The 15,840-nt window shown below is 73.7% G+C and carries 11 protein-coding genes; 4 read left to right on the top strand and 7 right to left on the bottom strand.

The window, feature by feature from the left end:
- Nucleotides 1-6: 6 nt before the first annotated feature.
- From OH807_RS25955 to OH807_RS25935, 5 genes are read right to left on the bottom strand one after another with little or no spacing between them, the layout of a single operon-like run.
- On the bottom strand, nt 7-759 hold the full coding sequence (locus OH807_RS25955; RefSeq protein ID WP_406211182.1) for an amino acid ABC transporter ATP-binding protein: 753 nt from the start codon (nt 757-759) through the stop codon (nt 7-9).
- 29 nt (nt 760-788) lie between these two features.
- Nucleotides 789-1,823 carry an amino acid ABC transporter permease gene (locus OH807_RS25950; RefSeq protein ID WP_406203053.1) on the bottom strand — a complete coding sequence of 345 codons (1,035 nt, stop codon included), beginning with the start codon at nt 1,821-1,823 and terminating at the stop codon, nt 789-791.
- A gap of 40 nt (nt 1,824-1,863) precedes the next feature.
- Nucleotides 1,864-2,811, bottom strand: a complete 948-nt coding sequence (locus OH807_RS25945; RefSeq protein ID WP_406203051.1) for an ABC transporter substrate-binding protein — start codon at nt 2,809-2,811, stop codon at nt 1,864-1,866.
- 15 nt (nt 2,812-2,826) lie between these two features.
- The gene (locus OH807_RS25940) at nt 2,827-3,321 is read right to left on the bottom strand and encodes a GNAT family N-acetyltransferase (protein ID WP_406203049.1); all 495 of its coding nucleotides are present in this window, start codon (nt 3,319-3,321) and stop codon (nt 2,827-2,829) included.
- Nucleotides 3,318-4,496, bottom strand: a complete 1,179-nt coding sequence (locus OH807_RS25935) for an LLM class flavin-dependent oxidoreductase (RefSeq protein ID WP_406203047.1) — start codon at nt 4,494-4,496, stop codon at nt 3,318-3,320. Before OH807_RS25935 ends, OH807_RS25940 begins: the two co-directional genes overlap by 4 nt.
- 687 nt (nt 4,497-5,183) lie before the next feature.
- Here OH807_RS25935 and OH807_RS25930 point away from each other — a divergent pair.
- Together OH807_RS25930 and OH807_RS25925 are read left to right on the top strand one after the other, a co-directional pair.
- Nucleotides 5,184-6,191, top strand: a complete 1,008-nt coding sequence (locus tag OH807_RS25930) for an amino acid ABC transporter permease (RefSeq protein ID WP_406203045.1) — start codon at nt 5,184-5,186, stop codon at nt 6,189-6,191.
- Nucleotides 6,188-8,104, top strand: a complete 1,917-nt coding sequence (locus OH807_RS25925; protein ID WP_406203043.1) for an FAD/NAD(P)-binding protein — start codon at nt 6,188-6,190, stop codon at nt 8,102-8,104. The genes OH807_RS25930 and OH807_RS25925 overlap by 4 nt, the downstream gene beginning before the upstream one ends.
- Before the next feature lie 93 nt (nt 8,105-8,197).
- Here the strand turns inward: OH807_RS25925 and OH807_RS25920 are convergent, their stop codons facing one another.
- On the bottom strand, nt 8,198-10,096 hold the full coding sequence (locus OH807_RS25920) for a protein kinase domain-containing protein (protein ID WP_406203041.1): 1,899 nt from the start codon (nt 10,094-10,096) through the stop codon (nt 8,198-8,200).
- A gap of 187 nt (nt 10,097-10,283) precedes the next feature.
- On the opposite strand from OH807_RS25920, the gene OH807_RS25915 reads away from it, so the two are divergent.
- On the top strand, nt 10,284-12,566 hold the full coding sequence (locus OH807_RS25915) for an FdhF/YdeP family oxidoreductase (protein ID WP_406203039.1): 2,283 nt from the start codon (nt 10,284-10,286) through the stop codon (nt 12,564-12,566).
- Nucleotides 12,567-12,624: 58 nt separating this feature from the next.
- On the opposite strand, the gene OH807_RS25910 is transcribed toward OH807_RS25915, so the two are convergent.
- Nucleotides 12,625-14,271, bottom strand: a complete 1,647-nt coding sequence (locus OH807_RS25910) for an NlpC/P60 family protein (RefSeq protein ID WP_406203037.1) — start codon at nt 14,269-14,271, stop codon at nt 12,625-12,627.
- A gap of 363 nt (nt 14,272-14,634) precedes the next feature.
- On the opposite strand from OH807_RS25910, the gene OH807_RS25905 reads away from it, so the two are divergent.
- The gene (locus OH807_RS25905; protein ID WP_406203035.1) at nt 14,635-15,816 is read left to right on the top strand and encodes an anion permease; all 1,182 of its coding nucleotides are present in this window, start codon (nt 14,635-14,637) and stop codon (nt 15,814-15,816) included.
- Nucleotides 15,817-15,840: the final 24 nt, after the last annotated feature.

Here is a 15,840-nt window from a genome sequence, read left to right as displayed (position 1 = left end):
CGCGGCTCAGAGCACCTTGGCCAGGAAGGCCCGGGTGCGCTCGTGCTGCGGGTCGTCCAGGACGGCCTTCGGCGGGCCCTGCTCGACGACCACCCCGCCGTCCATGAAGACGACGGTGTCGGCGACCTCGCGGGCGAAGCCGATCTCGTGGGTCACCACGATCATGGTGGTGCCGGCCTTGGCGAGGTCCTTGATGACGTCCAGCACCTCACCGACCAGCTCCGGGTCGAGCGCCGAGGTGGGCTCGTCGAAGAGCAGGACCTTCGGCTCCAGCGCCAGCGCCCGGGCGATCGCCACCCGCTGCTGCTGGCCGCCGGAGAGCTGCCGCGGGTAGGCGTTCGCCTTGTCGGCCAGGCCGACCCGCTCCAGCAGCTCCAGCGCGGCCGCCCGGGCCTCGGCCCTGGGCCGGCGCAGCGCGCTGACCGGTGCCTCGGTGATGTTCTCCAGCACGGTCAGGTGCGGGAAGAGGTTGAAGTTCTGGAAGACGAAGCCGATGTTGGTGCGCTGGCGCAGGATCTCGCGTTCCTTGAGCTCGTGCAGCCGGTCGCCGGAGCGCCGGTAGCCGATCAGCTCGCCGTCGATCGCGACGAAGCCCCGGTCGAGCTTCTCCAGGTGGTTGATCGCCCGCAGCAGGGTGGACTTGCCGGACCCGGACGGGCCCAGCACCACCGTCACCGAGCCGGCCGGTACGTCGAGGTCGACGCCGCGCAGCACGTCGAGCGCTCCGAAGCTCTTGTGCAGGCCCCTGACCTGCACCATCGGTTCAACGGCTTCCACGGTGGTGGCGGTCACGAGCGTCCTCCGGAGGCTTTCGGGCCGGCAGCCCCGGCGGGCGTGCGGTCGGCGGGCGTGCGGTCGGCGGGGCGCAGGCTCCGGGCGAAGGCCCGGACCCGCTGCAGCGGGGTGGGTGGCGGGGTGCGCTCGGCTCCCCGGGCGAAGTACCGCTCCACGTAGTACTGGCCGATCGACAGCACCGTGGTCAGCAGCACGTACCAGACGGTGGCGACCATCAGCAGCGGCACCACCCGGCCGGTCCGGCCGTAGACCACCTGCACCTGGTAGAAGAGCTCGCCGATGGCCATCACGTAGACCACCGAGGTGCCCTTGAAGAGGGAGATCACCTCGTTGGCGGCGGCGGGCAGGATGCCGCGCATCGCCTGCGGCAGCACGATCCGCCAGGCCTGGCGCCAGCGCGGCACGCCCAGGGCGGCGGCGGCCTCGCGCTGGCCGGCGTCGACGGAGATGATGCCGCCGCGGATGATCTCGGCGGCGAACGCGGCCTGGTGCAGGCCCAGTCCGAGGACGGCGGCGCCGAGCGCGCCCAGCACGCCGATCGTCTCGAAGTCGGCGAAGGTCGGCCCGAACGGGATGCCGATGCCGAACCGCTTGTAGAGGTAGGACAGGTTGAACCAGAACACCAGCTGGACGATCAGCGGGATCGACCGGAACGCCCAGACGTAGGCCCAGGCGATGGACTGCAGGATGACGCTGCTCGACAGCCGCATCGCGGCCACCACGGCGCCCAGCAGGAAGCCCAGCACGGTGCCGTAGACGGTGAGTTCGAGGGTGCGGCCGACGGCCCGCAGGATGGTGTCGGCGGAGAAGTACAGCCGGAACGTGGCCCAGTCCCAGCCGGGGTTGGTGAGCAGCCCGTGGGCGAACTGGACGAGCACGACGAGGGCGACGGCGCCCGCGGCCCAGCGCCAGGGGTGCCGGGCCCGAACGGTGCGCAGGCCTTCCAGGGTGTCCACGTCGAGGCGGCCGACGGGTCTGCCGGTCGGTTTCGCCGGCGCGGAGGCGGCGGCGGTGGTGGTGACGGTCATGGTGGGATTCCTCCAACAGGCCCGGGGCCCGGACAGGGGGTCACGCGTGCTCGGGCGGGCTGATCAGGGACTCCTTGATCGCCGAGTCGGCGACCCCCCACTTCTTCAGGATCTTGTCGTACGTCCCGTCCTTGATCAGCTGGTTGACCGCCGCCTGGAACGCGGGGGTGAGCGTGGAGCCCTTCTTGAACGCGAAGCCGACGTCCAGGCGGTGGAACTCACCGAGGAACTTCGTCCCGGCGGCCTCCTGGGCGGCCTGGTAACGCAGGCCGTTGATGGTGGACATCACGATGTCCACCCGGCCCTGCTGGAGACCGGTGAGCACGGCCCCGCTGTCGCTGAACGCCTTGACCTCGTACGGCTTCTTGCCGGCGTCGGTGCAGACGTTCTTCTTGCTGTTGAGCGTCGTCTCGAAGGTGGTGCCGGCGCCGGTGCCGATGGTCAGACCGCAGAGCTGGGCGAGGTCGGTGACCGGCTGGATCGCGGTGTTGTCCTTCTTGACCGCGAAGCCCTGGCCGTCGTCGATGTAGGTGACGAAGTCGATGGTCTTCAGCCGGGTGGTGGTGACGCCGAAGTTGCCGGTGCCGACGTCGAACTTGCCGCTGCCGAGCGCGGGCAGGATGGTCTCGAAGGCGGCCTCCTCGCGCTGCACGGTCAGGCCGAGCACCTTGGCCACCGCGTCGGAGAAGTCGATGTCGATCCCGGCCGCCTTCTTGGTGGCCTGGTCGGAGTAGAAGGCGCCGGGCGGGTAGCCGAAGGAGGCGCCGAACTTCACCGCGCCCGCGGTGCGGACGTCCTCGGGCAGCAGCGCGGCCGCCGCGTCGGACTTGGCGATGCCCGCGACGATGTCCTGGGCGGCGGCGTCCACCGCCTGCTTGCCGACGGCCGGCTGGGCGGTCTTCGGGTCCGAACCGCACGCGGCCAGCGCCAGGACCGGCAGCAGGGCTGCGGTGGCGAGCAGGCGGCGGCGGACGGTGGTGGTTCTCACGGGAGTTGACGCCTTTCAGCTGGGCAGGTGCTTCTCGAACGGGAGCTTGCCGATGGTCAGGGGGTCGGCGGCGAGGTCGAACAGCGGGGTGTAGCCGGTCGCCAGGTAGAGGCCCCGGGCCTCGGGCTGGAGCGGGCCGGTGGTGAGGAAGATCCGGGTGTAGCCGACGGCCGCCGCGGCCGACTCCAGCTCGGCCAGCACCCGGCGGGCCAGGCCCCGCCGGCGGTGCGCGGAGTGCGTCCACATCCGCTTCACCTCGGCGGTCCGCGCGTCGTAGCGCTTGTACGCGCCGCCGGCCACCGGCTCGCCCTCCTCCAGCAGGAGCAGCAGGACGCCGGCGGGCTCCGCGAACGCGTCCTGCGGGTACCGGGTCATCTCGGTACGGCCCGCCTCGCCGTACCGGCCGACGTACTCCTCGGTGAGTCCCTGCAAAAGCGGCCCGGCCAGCGGGTCGTCGATCGTGGCCCGGCGGACCTCCACCGCCAGGCCGGCCCCGGCGGCCCGGCTCACGCCTGCGCCGCGATCAGCCGGTGGCTGTCCTGCGCGGCCCGGGCCTCCTTCGCGGCCTCCGCCGCGGCCCTGGCGGCGTCCCGCTTGGCCACCTCCTCGCGGACGATCGGGATGACGTGCCGGCCGAAGTCGATCGCGTCGTCCACCAGGGCGTAGCCGCGGGCGGAGAGGATGTCGACGCCGAGGTCGTAGTAGTCCAGCAGGGCCTGGGCGACCGTCTCCGGGGTGCCGACCAGGGCGTTGGAGTTGCCGGCCCCGCCGGTGGCGGCGGCGGTCGGGGTCCAGAGCGCGCGGTCGTAGCGCTCGCCGGCCTCGGCGATCTCGATCAGCCGCTGCGAGCCGGTGTTCTCCGGGGCCCGGGAGCCGGCGATCCCCTCCCGGCGGCCGCCGCGGACCAGCCCGCCGGCGTCGCGGCGGGCCCGGATCGCGGCCACCGTCCGGTGCGCCTTCTCCCAGGCCAGCTCCTCGGTCGGGGCGATGATCGGCCGGAACGCGACCTGGATCCGCGGCACGTCGGTGCGCCCGGCGGCCCGCGCCGCCTCCTTCACCCGCTCGATCTGCTCGGCCGTGCGGGCCAGCGGCTCGCCCCAGAGGCAGTAGACGTCCGCCTCGGCGGCGCCGGCCTCGTAGGCGGCGTCCGAGGAGCCGCCGAAGGAGACGGCCGGGCGGGGCTCCTGCACGGGGAAGACGTCGGAGACGAAGTCGTTGAAGCGGTAGTACTCGCCCTCGTGGTCGAACGGCTCCCGGCTGGTCCACGCCCGCTTGACGATCCCGATGTACTCGCGCGTCCTGGCGTAGCGTTGATCCTTCGTCAGGAAGTCGCCCTCGCGCTGCTGTTCGTGGTCGTTGCCGCCGGTGATGAAGTGGACGGCGAGCCGGCCCTCGCTGATCCGGTCCAGCGTGGCGAAGGTCTTGGCGGCGAAGGTCGGGTAGGAGACGTTCGGCCGGTGGGCCAGCAGGATCTGCAGCCGGTCGAGCCGGGCCGCGAGGAAGGCCGCGGCGGGCGCCGGGTCGGGGGCGCCGGCGCCGTAGGCGAACAGCACGCGGTCCCAGCCGTGGTCCTCGTGGGCGCGGGCCAGCCGCAGCGTGTAGTCGCGGTCGAAGGCCGCCGTGGAACGGGGGGTGGTCTCCGAACCGTCGCCGGTGGCGGCGATGCCGAGGAATTCGACGGGCATGGTGACTGAACCTTTCGGGGTCGTACGTGTCCGGTTGGCTGCGGGTGGGCAGGCCGGAGGCGGCTCGGGCGGGGCCGGGCCGGGCGTGCACGGCACCGGTGCGGGCCGGTGGCGGTGGCGGGACGCGGAACGGTGCGGCGAGGTGCGGCGGAGTACGGGAGCGGAGACTGCCGGAGCGCAGTGGTGAGGTGGCGAGAGAAGTGGCGGCAGCGTGCGCCTGACGAACCGTCAGCGGCTGACGGCTCTCCCGGCCCGCGACGGGGCACCGAGGGAGGGGGCTCCGCAGGAGCGGTCTCCGCAGGCGGAGGCTCCTACTGGAGTGGGGCCGGTTGGGCGGCCCGCTGCCGGGTCAGCCGCGACACGCCGCGGACCACACCCGACCGAAGTCGATGTGGTCGCGGGTGACCAGGGGCAGCTCGGCGTACATGTGCTCAAGTTGAGCAGTGAAGGATGCACTGCGTCAACCACCTTCCATTACCGCTCTGTTGCGATCATCTGTCGTCCGTGGCCGAACGCGGACAAGGCCGGTCCCGCCCTTGACAGGCGCAGATCGCTCATGCGTACGATCACAGCGGAGTGCAGTAGCAGGGCCGGACCGTGTTGAGGGACGCGGGCCGGCGAGACGGCCGTACGTGACCGCATCCGTACCCCCCGCCCGCCCGCACTCGCGCCGCCTGGAGCCCCCTCATGGCCACCCCGCAGGACGTCCTCCCCGCCCCCGCCCCGACCGTCGTGGAACCCGGCCCGCCGGCCGCCTCCCACCCCGACCCCGGCGCCCGGATCGTCTCCCGCCGCCGGCCCGGTCAGTGGATCTCCGCGGGCATCGCCCTGCTGCTCTTCGCCATGGCGCTCAACTCGGTCGTCCGGAACAAGGCGTTCCAGTGGAGCGTGGTCGCCGACTGGTTCACCGCCACCTCCGTCCTGAACGGCCTCACCCTCACCCTGTGGCTGACCGCCGTCACCCTCGGGCTCGGCTTCGTCCTCGGCACCGTGCTCGCCACCATGCGGCTCTCCGGCAACCCGGTGCTGCGCACGCTCAGCTGGGTCTACATCTGGATCTTCCGCTCCACCCCGGCCCTGGTTCAGCTGCTGCTCTTCTTCAACATCGGCGCGCTCTACCCGACCCTCGGCCTGGGCATCCCGTTCGGCCCCGAGTTCGTCACCGTCAGGACGGTCAACCTGGTCGGCCCCACCCTCACCGCGGTGATCGGCCTCACCCTGCTGGAGGCCGCGTACGCCGCCGAGGTGGTGCGCGGCGGCATCCTGTCCGTCGACCGCGGCCAGCTGGAGGCCGCCTCCGCGCTCGGCCTGGGCCGGTGGCGGGTGCTGCGGCGGATCATCGTCCCGCAGGCGATGCGCTCGATCGTGCCGACCGCCGGCAACATGCTGATCAGCGCGCTCAAGGGCACCAGCATCGTCAGCGTGCTGGCCGTCTCCGACCTGCTCTACTCGGTGCAGCTCGTCTACCTGCAGTCCTACCAGGTCATCCCGATGCTGATGGTGGCCACCATCTGGTACATCGTGATCACCACGATCCTCTCCGTCGGGCAGTACTACGTCGAACGGCACTACGCCAAGGGCGCCACCCGCGAGGGCCTGCCACCGACCCCGCTGCAACGCGCCCGCGCCGCCTACCGCCGGCTGCGCGCCGCGGCCGACGCCGAGCCGGCCGCCGCGAAGGGGGTCCACGCATGAGCACCCTGGTGATCGTCGGGGCCGGGCCGCGCGGCACCGGACTGCTGGAGCGGATCGCCGCCAATGCCGGCGAACTACTGCCCGCCGGGCACCCGTTGGCCATCCACCTGGTCGACCCGTACCCGCCGGGCGCGGGCCGGATCTGGCGCTACGACCAGTCCCCGCTGCTCCGGATGAACTCGATGGCCGAGGACGTCACGATGTTCACCGACGAGCGCTCCACCCTCGACGGGCCGGTCCGCCCGGGCCCGTCGCTGGCCGAATGGGCCTCCCGGAGCGAGGAGTTCGCGCCGTACCGGGAGATCCCCGACCCGGCCGTCCGGGCCGAGCTGCGCGCCCTGGCACCGACCGACTTCCCCACCCGAAGGGTCCAGAGCGCCTACCTGGACTGGGTGTTCCGGCGCGCCGTCGCCGACCTGCCGGCGCACGTCACCGTCACCGTGCACCGGGACACCGTCCGCCGGATCGAGGGCCCGGCCGACGGCCCGCAGCTCGTCCACCTCGGCGACCGGGTGATCACCGCCGACCACGTCGCCCTCACCCTCGGCCACCTCGACTCCTCCCCGCACCCCCGGCACGCCGCCGACGCCGGATTCGCCGCCCGGCACGGCCGCTTCCACCTGCCGCCCGCCTACTCCGCCGACGCCGACCTCAGCGGCATCGCCCCCGGCGAGCGGCTCGTGCTCCGCGGCTTCGGCCTCGCCTCCGTCGACCTGGTCTCGCTGCTCACCGAGGGCCGCGGCGGCCGCTTCGAGACCACCCCCGCGGGCCTGGTCTACCGGCCGTCCGGCCGGGAGCCGGTGATCCACCTCGGCTCCCGGCGCGGCGTGCCGTACCACTCCAAGACCGGCTACCGGCTCCAGGGCCCGCCCGCCCCGCTCCCCCGCTACTTCGACGAGACCGCCGTCGACGCCGTGCTCCGCCGGCCGGGCCCGCTCGAACTCCGGCGCGACTTCTGGCCGTTGATGGCCAAGGACATCGGCTTCGGGTACTACCACGAGCTGTTCCACGCCCACCCCGGGCGGACCACGCTGCCCTGGGCCGAGTTCCTCGCCGGATTCGACCGGCACGACTGGTACTCCCCCGAGTTGGCCCGGCTGACCGCCCTGGCCGTCCCCGACCCGGCCGACCGGCTCGACTTCGAACAGCTCGACCACCCACTGGCCGGTCTCGAACTCGGCTCCGACGACGAACTCCAGCGCCACCTGCGGGCGTACATCGACGGGGACGCCGACCGCCGCAACGACCCCCGCCACAGCGCCGACCTCGGCGCCTTCCTCGCGCTGCTCTCGCTCTTCCGCCAGCTGCCCCGGGTGCTCGCCTCCGGCCGGCTCACCGCCCGCTCGGTCGCCGAGGAGATCGACCAGTGGTTCTTCGGCTACTTCAACTTCCTCGCGTCCGGCCCGCCCGGCTTCCGGCTGCGCCAGCTGGTCGCGCTCTCCGAGGCCGGGGTGGTCCGCTTCCTCGGCGCCGGCATCCGGGTCGAACGGGAGGAGGCCACCGGCACCTGGCTGGCCTCCGGCGCCACCGTGCCCGGGCACACCGTCCGCGCCACCGCCCTGATCGAGGCGTACCTGCCCAAGCACGCCCTGGCCCGCACCCGCGATCCGCTGCTGCGCGACCTGCACCGGGCCGGGCGGATCGTCGAGGAGGTGATCGCCGACCCCGAGCACACCCACCGCTCCGGGCTGCTCACCATCCGCCCCGCCGACAGCCGCGTGCTGGACCCGGCCCTGGACGGCGAGCCGCACCCGCGGCGCACCGCGCTAGGCCCGCACACCAGCATGCGGGCGGACGCCGCCTTCGCCCGGCCGCGCACCAACTCGCCCGGGTTCCGGCAGAACGACGCCGCCGCGCGGGCCCTGCTGAGCGCACTGGCCGGGGTACCGGCGGCGCTGGCGGGGAGCCGCTGACCGAACGGGCCGACGCGGTGCACGCCGTGGCGCCGCGCACCACGTGCGGCGTCCGGTGGCACGGCGGCGTCACGCGTCACCCGGCGCGGGGCGTCACGGGCCGTACAGCTCCTCCACCAGGTCCTCGGCCGTGACGTGGTCCGGGGCGGAGAGGATCCAGTCCCCGATCCCCTTGATCCCCGTCCCGCGCTCCAGGGCGCCCACGCAGGTGTCGGCCTCCTGGTCCGAGGCGAAGTCCCAGGCCAGCAGCCGCCGGACGAGCACCAGGGCCTCGGCCGGGCCGATCCGCGGCCTCCGCACGGTGCGGGCGCGGCGGGCCGGCTGCGCCGCCCGCTGCTGGAAGGCCGCCAGGTCGTGCCAGGCCTGGACGGTGGTCGGGTGCTGCTCGCCGAGTGCCCGGGCGAGGTCCGGCAGCAGGACGTGCAGCTGGTGCACGGCACCGGGGAGGTCGCCCCGGTTGGCCGTGTACACCGCGAGGTCGTGCCGGGCCTTCAGCACCCGTGCGTCGTGACCGCCCCAGGTGGCGTGCAGGTCCGGCAGCAGCTGGGAGAGCCGGCGGACGGCGCTGACCGTCTCGCCGCTCTCGCCGATGCACCAGGTCAGGTGGTACCGGGCGGACAGGGTGTCCGGGTCGGCCGGGCCCAGCGCGAGGCGCATGTCCTCGACCAGGGTGGTGAGCAGCCGGATCGCGCCGTCGAGGTCCCCGGCGCGGCTGAGGTACCAGGTGAAGTCGCACCACGCGTTGAGGGTGTCCCGGTCGGTGGAGCCGAGCGCGGCCACGGCCTCCTGGGCGACCGCCTGGAGCTGGATCGCGGACTCGCCCGCGGTCGGCGCCCGGAAGGCCGCGTCCCGGCGCTCGCGCAGCGCGGCCCGGACGGCCTCGTTCGCCGCGGGCGGGGCGGTGACCGGCGGGGTGGTGAGCGGGGAGAGCACGGGCGGCGGCCCCCCGACCGGCGGCCCGACCGGCGGCCCGACCGGTGCCGGCGGCAGCGGGGACAGCGACAGAGGGGACGACGGCAGCGGGGACGGCACGGCGGACGGCACGGGCGGGGCCTCGGGCACGGCGGGCGGGGCCGCCGGCGGGGGCGGCAGCGGGCGGGCCGGCACCGTCGGGGTCGCGGCGGCCGGTGCGGCCGGTGCGGCCGGCTCCTCCGCCGCCCGCCACCCGGCCAGGGCGGCCAGCCGCCGCTCCACCGTCCGGGCGTCCGCCGGCCGGTCCGCCGGATCCTTGGCGAGCAGCTCGGTGACCAGCCCGGCCACCCCGGCCGGCAGCCCGAACTGCGCCGGGTCCAGTGCCGGCGGCGGCTCGTTGAGGTGCTGGTACATCAGGACCGGCGTCGAGTCGCCACTGAACGGCCTTACCCCGGTGCAGAGTTCGACGAGCACGCAGCCGAACGCGTAGAGGTCGGCCCGGCCGTCCACCCGGCCGCCGGTCCAGCGCTCGGGCGCCATGTAGGCCGGGCTGCCGATGACCGTCCCGGTGGTGGTCAGCCCGCCCGCGCCGACGTCCAGCTGCGCGATGCCGAAGTCCAGCACCTTCAGCGTGCCGGTGTCGGTGACCATGATGTTGTCGGGCTTGATGTCCCGGTGCACCATGCCCGCGTCGTGGGCGGCGGCCAGCGCGGAGCAGATCTGCCGCCCCCAGCGCAGGCTCTGCTCCGGGTCGGGCAGGCCGGCCCGGAGCAGCGCGGTCAGGGTGCGGCCGACGAGCAGCTCCATCACCAGGTACGTCACCTCGCGGCCGGCGAGCTCGGCCTCGCCGAGGTCGTGCACGGTGACGATGTGCGGGTGCGAGAGGTTTCCCGCCGCGCAGGCCTCCCGGACGAACCGCAACGCGGCCTTCTGCTGGTCCGCACCGTGGTGGCCGATGACCTTGACCGCCACCTGGCGCTGCATCCGGGTGTCGAAGGCCCGCCACACCACCCCGAAGCCGCCCTGGCCGAGCCGCTCCACCAGCTCGTACCGGCCGTCGAGCACGTCGCCGACCCTCACCCGCCCCACCCCCGCCTCTCGAAAACCGTCACACTCTACCGACGCGGCGGGGCCCGCCGACCGCGCCGCCGGGCACCGGTTTCCCGCCCCGGCCACCCCTGCCGTCCGCCTGCCCCGGGTGCGAGGATGGGCTCGGGCCCCCGCGACGAGGCGGCGGGCCGGACGAGCAGAGCCCAGGAGCGCAGTCATGGCCAAGCAGGCCCCGCAGAGCGACCCGGCGCAGGACGCCCCCGAGGTGTCGGCGCCCCAGCACGCGGCCGCCGGGCTGCCCGCGGTCGGCCACAGCCTCCGGATGGCCGCCGAGCAGATGGGCGCCCGCCGCACGCTCGCCACCCTGCGCAAGGTCAACCAGCCGGACGGCTTCGACTGCCCCGGCTGCGCCTGGCCCGAACCGGGGAAGACGCACACCGCGGAGTTCTGCGAGAACGGCGCCAAGGCCGTCGCCGAGGAGGCGACCGAGCGCCGGATACTCGCCGAGTTCTTCGCCGCCCACCCGGTGGCCGAGCTGGCCGAACGCTCCGGTTACTGGCTGGGCCAGCAGGGCCGCCTCACCGCGCCGATGCTGCTGGACGAGGGCGCCACCCACTACACCCCGATCGGCTGGGACGAGGCGTTCGCGCTGATCGCCGAGGAGCTGCGGGCGCTGGACACCCCGGACGGCGCCGCCTTCTACACCTCGGGCCGGACGAGCAACGAGGCGGCCTTCGCCTACCAGCTGTTCGCCCGCCGGCTGGGCACCAACAACCTGCCCGACTGCTCCAACATGTGCCACGAGTCGTCCGGCTCCGCGCTGACCGAGACGCTGGGCATCGGCAAGGGCAGCGTCAGCCTGAAGGACCTCTACCAGGCCGACCTGATCATCGTGGCCGGTCAGAACCCGGGCACCAACCACCCGCGGATGCTCTCCGCCCTGGAGCGGGCCAAGCGGGCGGGCGCCACCGTCGTCAGCGTCAACCCGCTGCCGGAGGCCGGCCTGGAGCGGTTCAAGAACCCGCAGAACGCGCGGGGCCTGGTCGGGCACGGCACCAAGCTGACCGATCTCTTCCTGCAGATCCGGCTCGGCGGCGACCTCGCGCTGTTCCGCGCGCTGAACCAGCTGATCCTGGAGAAGGACGCCGTCGACCACGCGTTCGTCGCGGAGCACTGCCACGGCTTCGAGGAGTTCGCCGCCGAGGCGCGGGAGACCACCCGTGCGGAGGTCCTCGCCGCCACCGGCCTGCCGTGGGAGCAGATCGAGGAGCTGGCCCGGCTGGTGCTGGCCTCGGAGAAGGTCATCGTCTGCTGGGCGATGGGCCTCACCCAGCACAAGCACTCGGTGCCGACCATCCGCGAGGTGGTCAACTTCCTGCTGCTGCGCGGCAACGTCGGCCGCCCCGGCGCCGGCGTCTGCCCGGTCCGCGGCCACAGCAACGTGCAGGGTGACCGGACGATGGGCATCTTCGAGCGCCCGTCGCCGGCCTTCCTGGACGCGCTGGGCGGCGAGTTCGGCTTCGAGCCGCCGCGCGAGCACGGCCTCGACGCGGTGGACACCATCCGCGCGATGCGCGACGGCCGGATCGGCGTGTTCTTCGCGATGGGCGGCAACTTCGTCGCGGCCACCCCGGACACCGAGGTCACCGAGGCGGCGATGCGCCGCTGCCGGCTGACGGTGCACGTCTCCACCAAGCTCAACCGCTCGCACGTGGTGACGGGCGCCCGCGCGCTGATCCTGCCCACCCTGGGCCGGACCGACCGGGACGTCACCGCCGGGGGCGCCCAGTTCGTCTCGGTCGAGGACTCGATGGGCCAGGTGCACTCCTCGCGCGGCGGCCTGCGCCCGCCCGCGCCGGGCCTGCTCTCCGAGGTGGCGATCGTCTGCCGGCTGGCCCGTGCCACGCTCGGCCCGCAGGACAGCGTGCCGTGGGAGGACTTCGCCGCGGACTACGACACCCTGCGGGACCGGATCGCCCGGGTGGTGCCGGGGTTCACGGACTTCAACGACAAGGTCCGCCGGCCCGGCGGCTTCACCCTGCCGCACGGCCCGCGCGACTCCCGGACGTTCCCGACCGCGACCGGCAAGGCCAACTTCACGGTCAACCCGCTCACCGCGCCCGAGGTGCCGGCCGGCCGGCTGCTGCTGCAGACGCTGCGCTCGCACGACCAGTACAACACCACGATCTACGGCCTGGACGACCGCTACCGCGGCATCACCGGCGGCCGCCGGGTCGTCCTGGTGAACCCGGAGGACGCCGCAGACCTCGGTCTGGCCGAGGGGGCGTACGTCGACCTGGTGGGCGAGTGGCGGGACGGCGTCGAGCGCCGCGCCCCGCACTTCAGGGTGGTGCACTACCCGGTCGCCCGTGGCGGCGCGGCCGCCTACTACCCGGAGACCAACGTGCTGGTGCCGCTGGACTCCACGGCCGACATCAGCAACACCCCGACCTCCAAGGCCGTGGTGATCCGCTTCGAGCCGGACAGCGGCGCGAGCTGAGGACGACGACGAGGGGGCGGCGGGCCGTGGTGGCCCGCCGCCCCCTCGGGCGTCCGGGTCAGTTCTGTCCGGCCGGCAGCGGGGCCGCCGAGCCGGAGCCCGGGGCGGAGGCGCTCGCGGAGCCGGTGCCGGTGGCCTTGGCGGAGGAGGCCGGCGAGCCGCTCTGGGCCGGCGTACCCGTGCCGCTGGGCGTGCCCGTGCCGGTCGGGGTGCCGGTGGGCGTGCCGGTCGGGGTCCCTGTCGGAGTGCCGGTCGGCGTGCCCGTGGGCGTCCCGGTGGGCGTGCCCGTCGGGGTACCGGTGGGGGTACCAGTGGGGGTGCCCGTCGGCGTCCCGGTGGGCGTGCCCGTCGGGGTACCGGTCGGCGTGCCCGGGTCGGCCGGCGTCGGCGTGCCGGGGGTGGGCGTACCGGGCGCGGGGGTGCCGGGCGCGGGGGTCTCGGGCGTCGGCGTGCCCGGGGCCGGCGTCACCGGCACCTGGTTGGCCGGGCTCGGCGCGATCGGGGTCACGGTGTCCCAGCCGGCCGGGAGGTCGGGCACCTTCCAGGCGCCGCCCGCCTCGTCGGAGGCGGTCTCCGGGTCGGGCCGGACGGCACCGAGGATCGGCATCGAGCCGATCGGCGACACCTTGATCACGGCCCCCGGCCGCGGTGCCTGGACGACCAGCCCGCCGCCGATGTACATCGCGACGTGCGTGGCGCCCTCGAAGTAGATGACCAGGTCGCCGGGGCGCAGCTGGTTCAGCGCGACGTGCTGGAGCTGGGCCCACTGCTCCTGGCTGGTCCGCGGGATCGGCTTGCCGGCGTGCAGCCAGGCCTGCGAGGTGAGGCCGGAGCAGTCGAAGACGTCCGGGCCGGCGCCGCCCCACACGTACGGCTTGCCGAGCTGCGCCAGCGCGTACGCGACGGCGCCGCGGCCGATCTGCGAGGGCGTGCGCTCGCCCTTGCCGAGCGCGCCGGAGGCGAGGAAGGCCAGCTGGGCCTCGTCGGCCTTGGCCTTCTCCAGCTTCTCCAGCTCGGTGCGCTGGGCGCCGGTGAGCGAGGAGACCAGCTGCTCGACGGAGGCGAGGTCGGTCGCGACCTTCGCCTTGGCGGCGTCCTGCTGGGTGACCAGCGCCTGCGAGTTCTTCAGCGCCTCCTCGTTCTGCTTCTGCAGCCCGGTGAGCGCCTCGCGGTCGCTCTTCAGCCGGTCGAGGAACTCGCTCTGCGAGCGGCTGGCGGCGGCGAGCAGCTCGGCGATGGTGACGGCCTCGTACGGGTCCTTGGAGAGCAGCAGCTCGGCGTAGGCGGAGGCGGCGCCGTTGCGGTACTGGGCGGCGGCGAGCTGGGCGGCGACGTCGGTGCCGGCGTCCACCTGCTTCTGCTGGCGGTCCAGCCGGTCCTTGAGGTCGGCGAGCGCGGCCTGCTGCTCGGTGACCTTGGCGACGGCGGCGTTGTACTGCTCGGTGGCGGCCTCGGCGCCCTTGTACAGCTCGTGCAGCTGGTCGAGCAGCGGGCCGAGGGTGGCCTTGGCGTCGGCGAGCGGGTCGGTGCCGGGCACGGCGGCGGCCGTCGTCCCGGGGCCGCCCGGATCGGGCGCGGCGTACGCGGCCTGGGTGGCGAGCGGGAGGGCGAGTGCCGCGGCCGCGAGCACTGCTCCGCACCGCAGGGCGGCCCGCACCCACGGTCGCAGTCCGGCCGGCTCCGTGCGCTGTGCTGCCCCGCCCATGGGTGTGTCCTCCGCGTCCCGAACGATTCCGGGACGCCCGGATCTCCCCCGGCTGCAGCCGGGCGGTGCCCCCGCGCCGATCCTGCCACGGGTCACCCGTCAGAAACAGACCGCGCCGGTACGGGTCGGTGAATTCTCAGGTCGCGTTGTGAGACAGGTCTCAGCAAACCGGCGCCAATCGGGACGTTCTGCGCCAATGCCCAGGTCACCATGGTCAAAGACACCTCGCGGCAAGGTCCCGGACATCGCTCGGACACTGCCGGAACCGCGAATCCCGGCTCAGTTCATCTTCCGTTCACCGAGCCTCCCTACCGTCGCGATCGACACCAACGTCAGTGCGACAACTACGACGATTGTTTGGGTATGGAACACATCTCGTTCCTGGTGGCCGTTGTGATCATCACGGCGCTCGCCTTCGACTTCACCAACGGGTTCCACGACACCGCCAACGCGATGGCCACCTCCATCGCGACGGGAGCCCTTCGGCCCAAGGTCGCGGTCACCATCGCGGCCGTCCTCAACTTCGCGGGGGCGTTCCTCTCCGTGAAGGTCGCCACCACCATCTCCGGCGGCATCGTCAACGAGAAGACCGGTATCCATCCGGAGATCATCTTCGCCGCACTGGTCGGCGCGATCCTGTGGAACCTGCTCACCTGGCTGAGAGGCCTTCCGTCCAGCTCCTCGCACGCGCTGTACGGCGGCCTGATCGGCGCCACCGTGGTCGGTGTCGGACTCAACGGCGTCAACTTCGACACGGTGCTCACCAAGATCCTGATCCCGGCCGTCGCCTCCCCGCTGGTCGCCGGCCTCGCCTCGTGGGGCGCCACCAAGCTGGCGTACGCGATCACCCGCAAGAGCGACGGCGGAACCGTCACCAAGGGCTTCAAGACCGGCCAGGTGTTCTCCTCCTCGCTGATCTCGCTGGCCCACGGCACCAACGACGCCCAGAAGACGATGGGCATCATCACCCTGACCCTGGTCTCGGTCGGCGCCCTGCCCAAGGGCGCGCTGCCCCCCACCTGGGTGATCGTCTCGGCCGGTGCGGCGATCGCGCTCGGCACCTACATGGGCGGCTGGCGGATCATCCGCTCGATGGGCAAGGGCCTCGCGGACATCCAGGCGCCGCAGGGCTTCGCCTCCGAGTCGGCGGCCGCCACCGTCATCCTGACCTCCTCGCACATGGGCTTCGGCCTCTCCACCACCCAGGTCTGCTCCGGCGGCATCATGGGCGCCGGCCTCGGCGGCCCGAAGGGCCAGCTGCGCTGGAGCCTGGTCCGCCGCATGGTCTACACCTGGGGACTGACCCTGCCCGCCGCCGCCACGGTGGCCGGCGCCGCGGCCTTCGTGGCCCAGCAGGGCGGCTGGGGCGTGGCGCTGGTCGGCGCCACCCTGGTGGCCGGCTCGGGCGCGATGTGGGTCGCCTCCCGCCGCCAGCCGGTCGGTGCCGACAACGTCAACGACGTCTCCGACGTCACCCCGGTCGAGGTCGGCCCGGCCGGCACGCCGGCCACCCCGACCCCCGCCTCGACCACGGTCGCGGCCTGAGCGCCGACGGCTGAGGAGCACACA

Source organism: Kitasatospora sp. NBC_01560, from assembly GCF_045208415.1.
In the GTDB taxonomy this organism is placed as follows: domain Bacteria; phylum Actinomycetota; class Actinomycetes; order Streptomycetales; family Streptomycetaceae; genus Kitasatospora.
The sequence above is the reverse complement of the archived record's forward strand: the minus strand, read 5'-3'. Positions and strand labels throughout refer to the sequence as shown.

What these genes read in the sequence shown, in the direction of transcription:
- OH807_RS25915 (WP_406203039.1), top strand. Translation starts at nt 10,284, where the DNA reads ATGGCCAAGCAGGCCCCGCAGAGCGACCCGGCGCAGGACGCCCCCGAG.
- OH807_RS25910 (WP_406203037.1), bottom strand. Translation starts at nt 14,271, where the DNA reads ATGGGCGGGGCAGCACAGCGCACGGAGCCGGCCGGACTGCGACCGTGG.
- OH807_RS25930 (WP_406203045.1), top strand. Translation starts at nt 5,184, where the DNA reads ATGGCCACCCCGCAGGACGTCCTCCCCGCCCCCGCCCCGACCGTCGTG.
- OH807_RS25905 (WP_406203035.1), top strand. Translation starts at nt 14,635, where the DNA reads ATGGAACACATCTCGTTCCTGGTGGCCGTTGTGATCATCACGGCGCTC.
- OH807_RS25955 (WP_406211182.1), bottom strand. Translation starts at nt 759, where the DNA reads ATGGTGCAGGTCAGGGGCCTGCACAAGAGCTTCGGAGCGCTCGACGTG.
- OH807_RS25950 (WP_406203053.1), bottom strand. Translation starts at nt 1,823, where the DNA reads ATGACCGTCACCACCACCGCCGCCGCCTCCGCGCCGGCGAAACCGACC.
- OH807_RS25935 (WP_406203047.1), bottom strand. Translation starts at nt 4,496, where the DNA reads ATGCCCGTCGAATTCCTCGGCATCGCCGCCACCGGCGACGGTTCGGAG.
- OH807_RS25925 (WP_406203043.1), top strand. Translation starts at nt 6,188, where the DNA reads ATGAGCACCCTGGTGATCGTCGGGGCCGGGCCGCGCGGCACCGGACTG.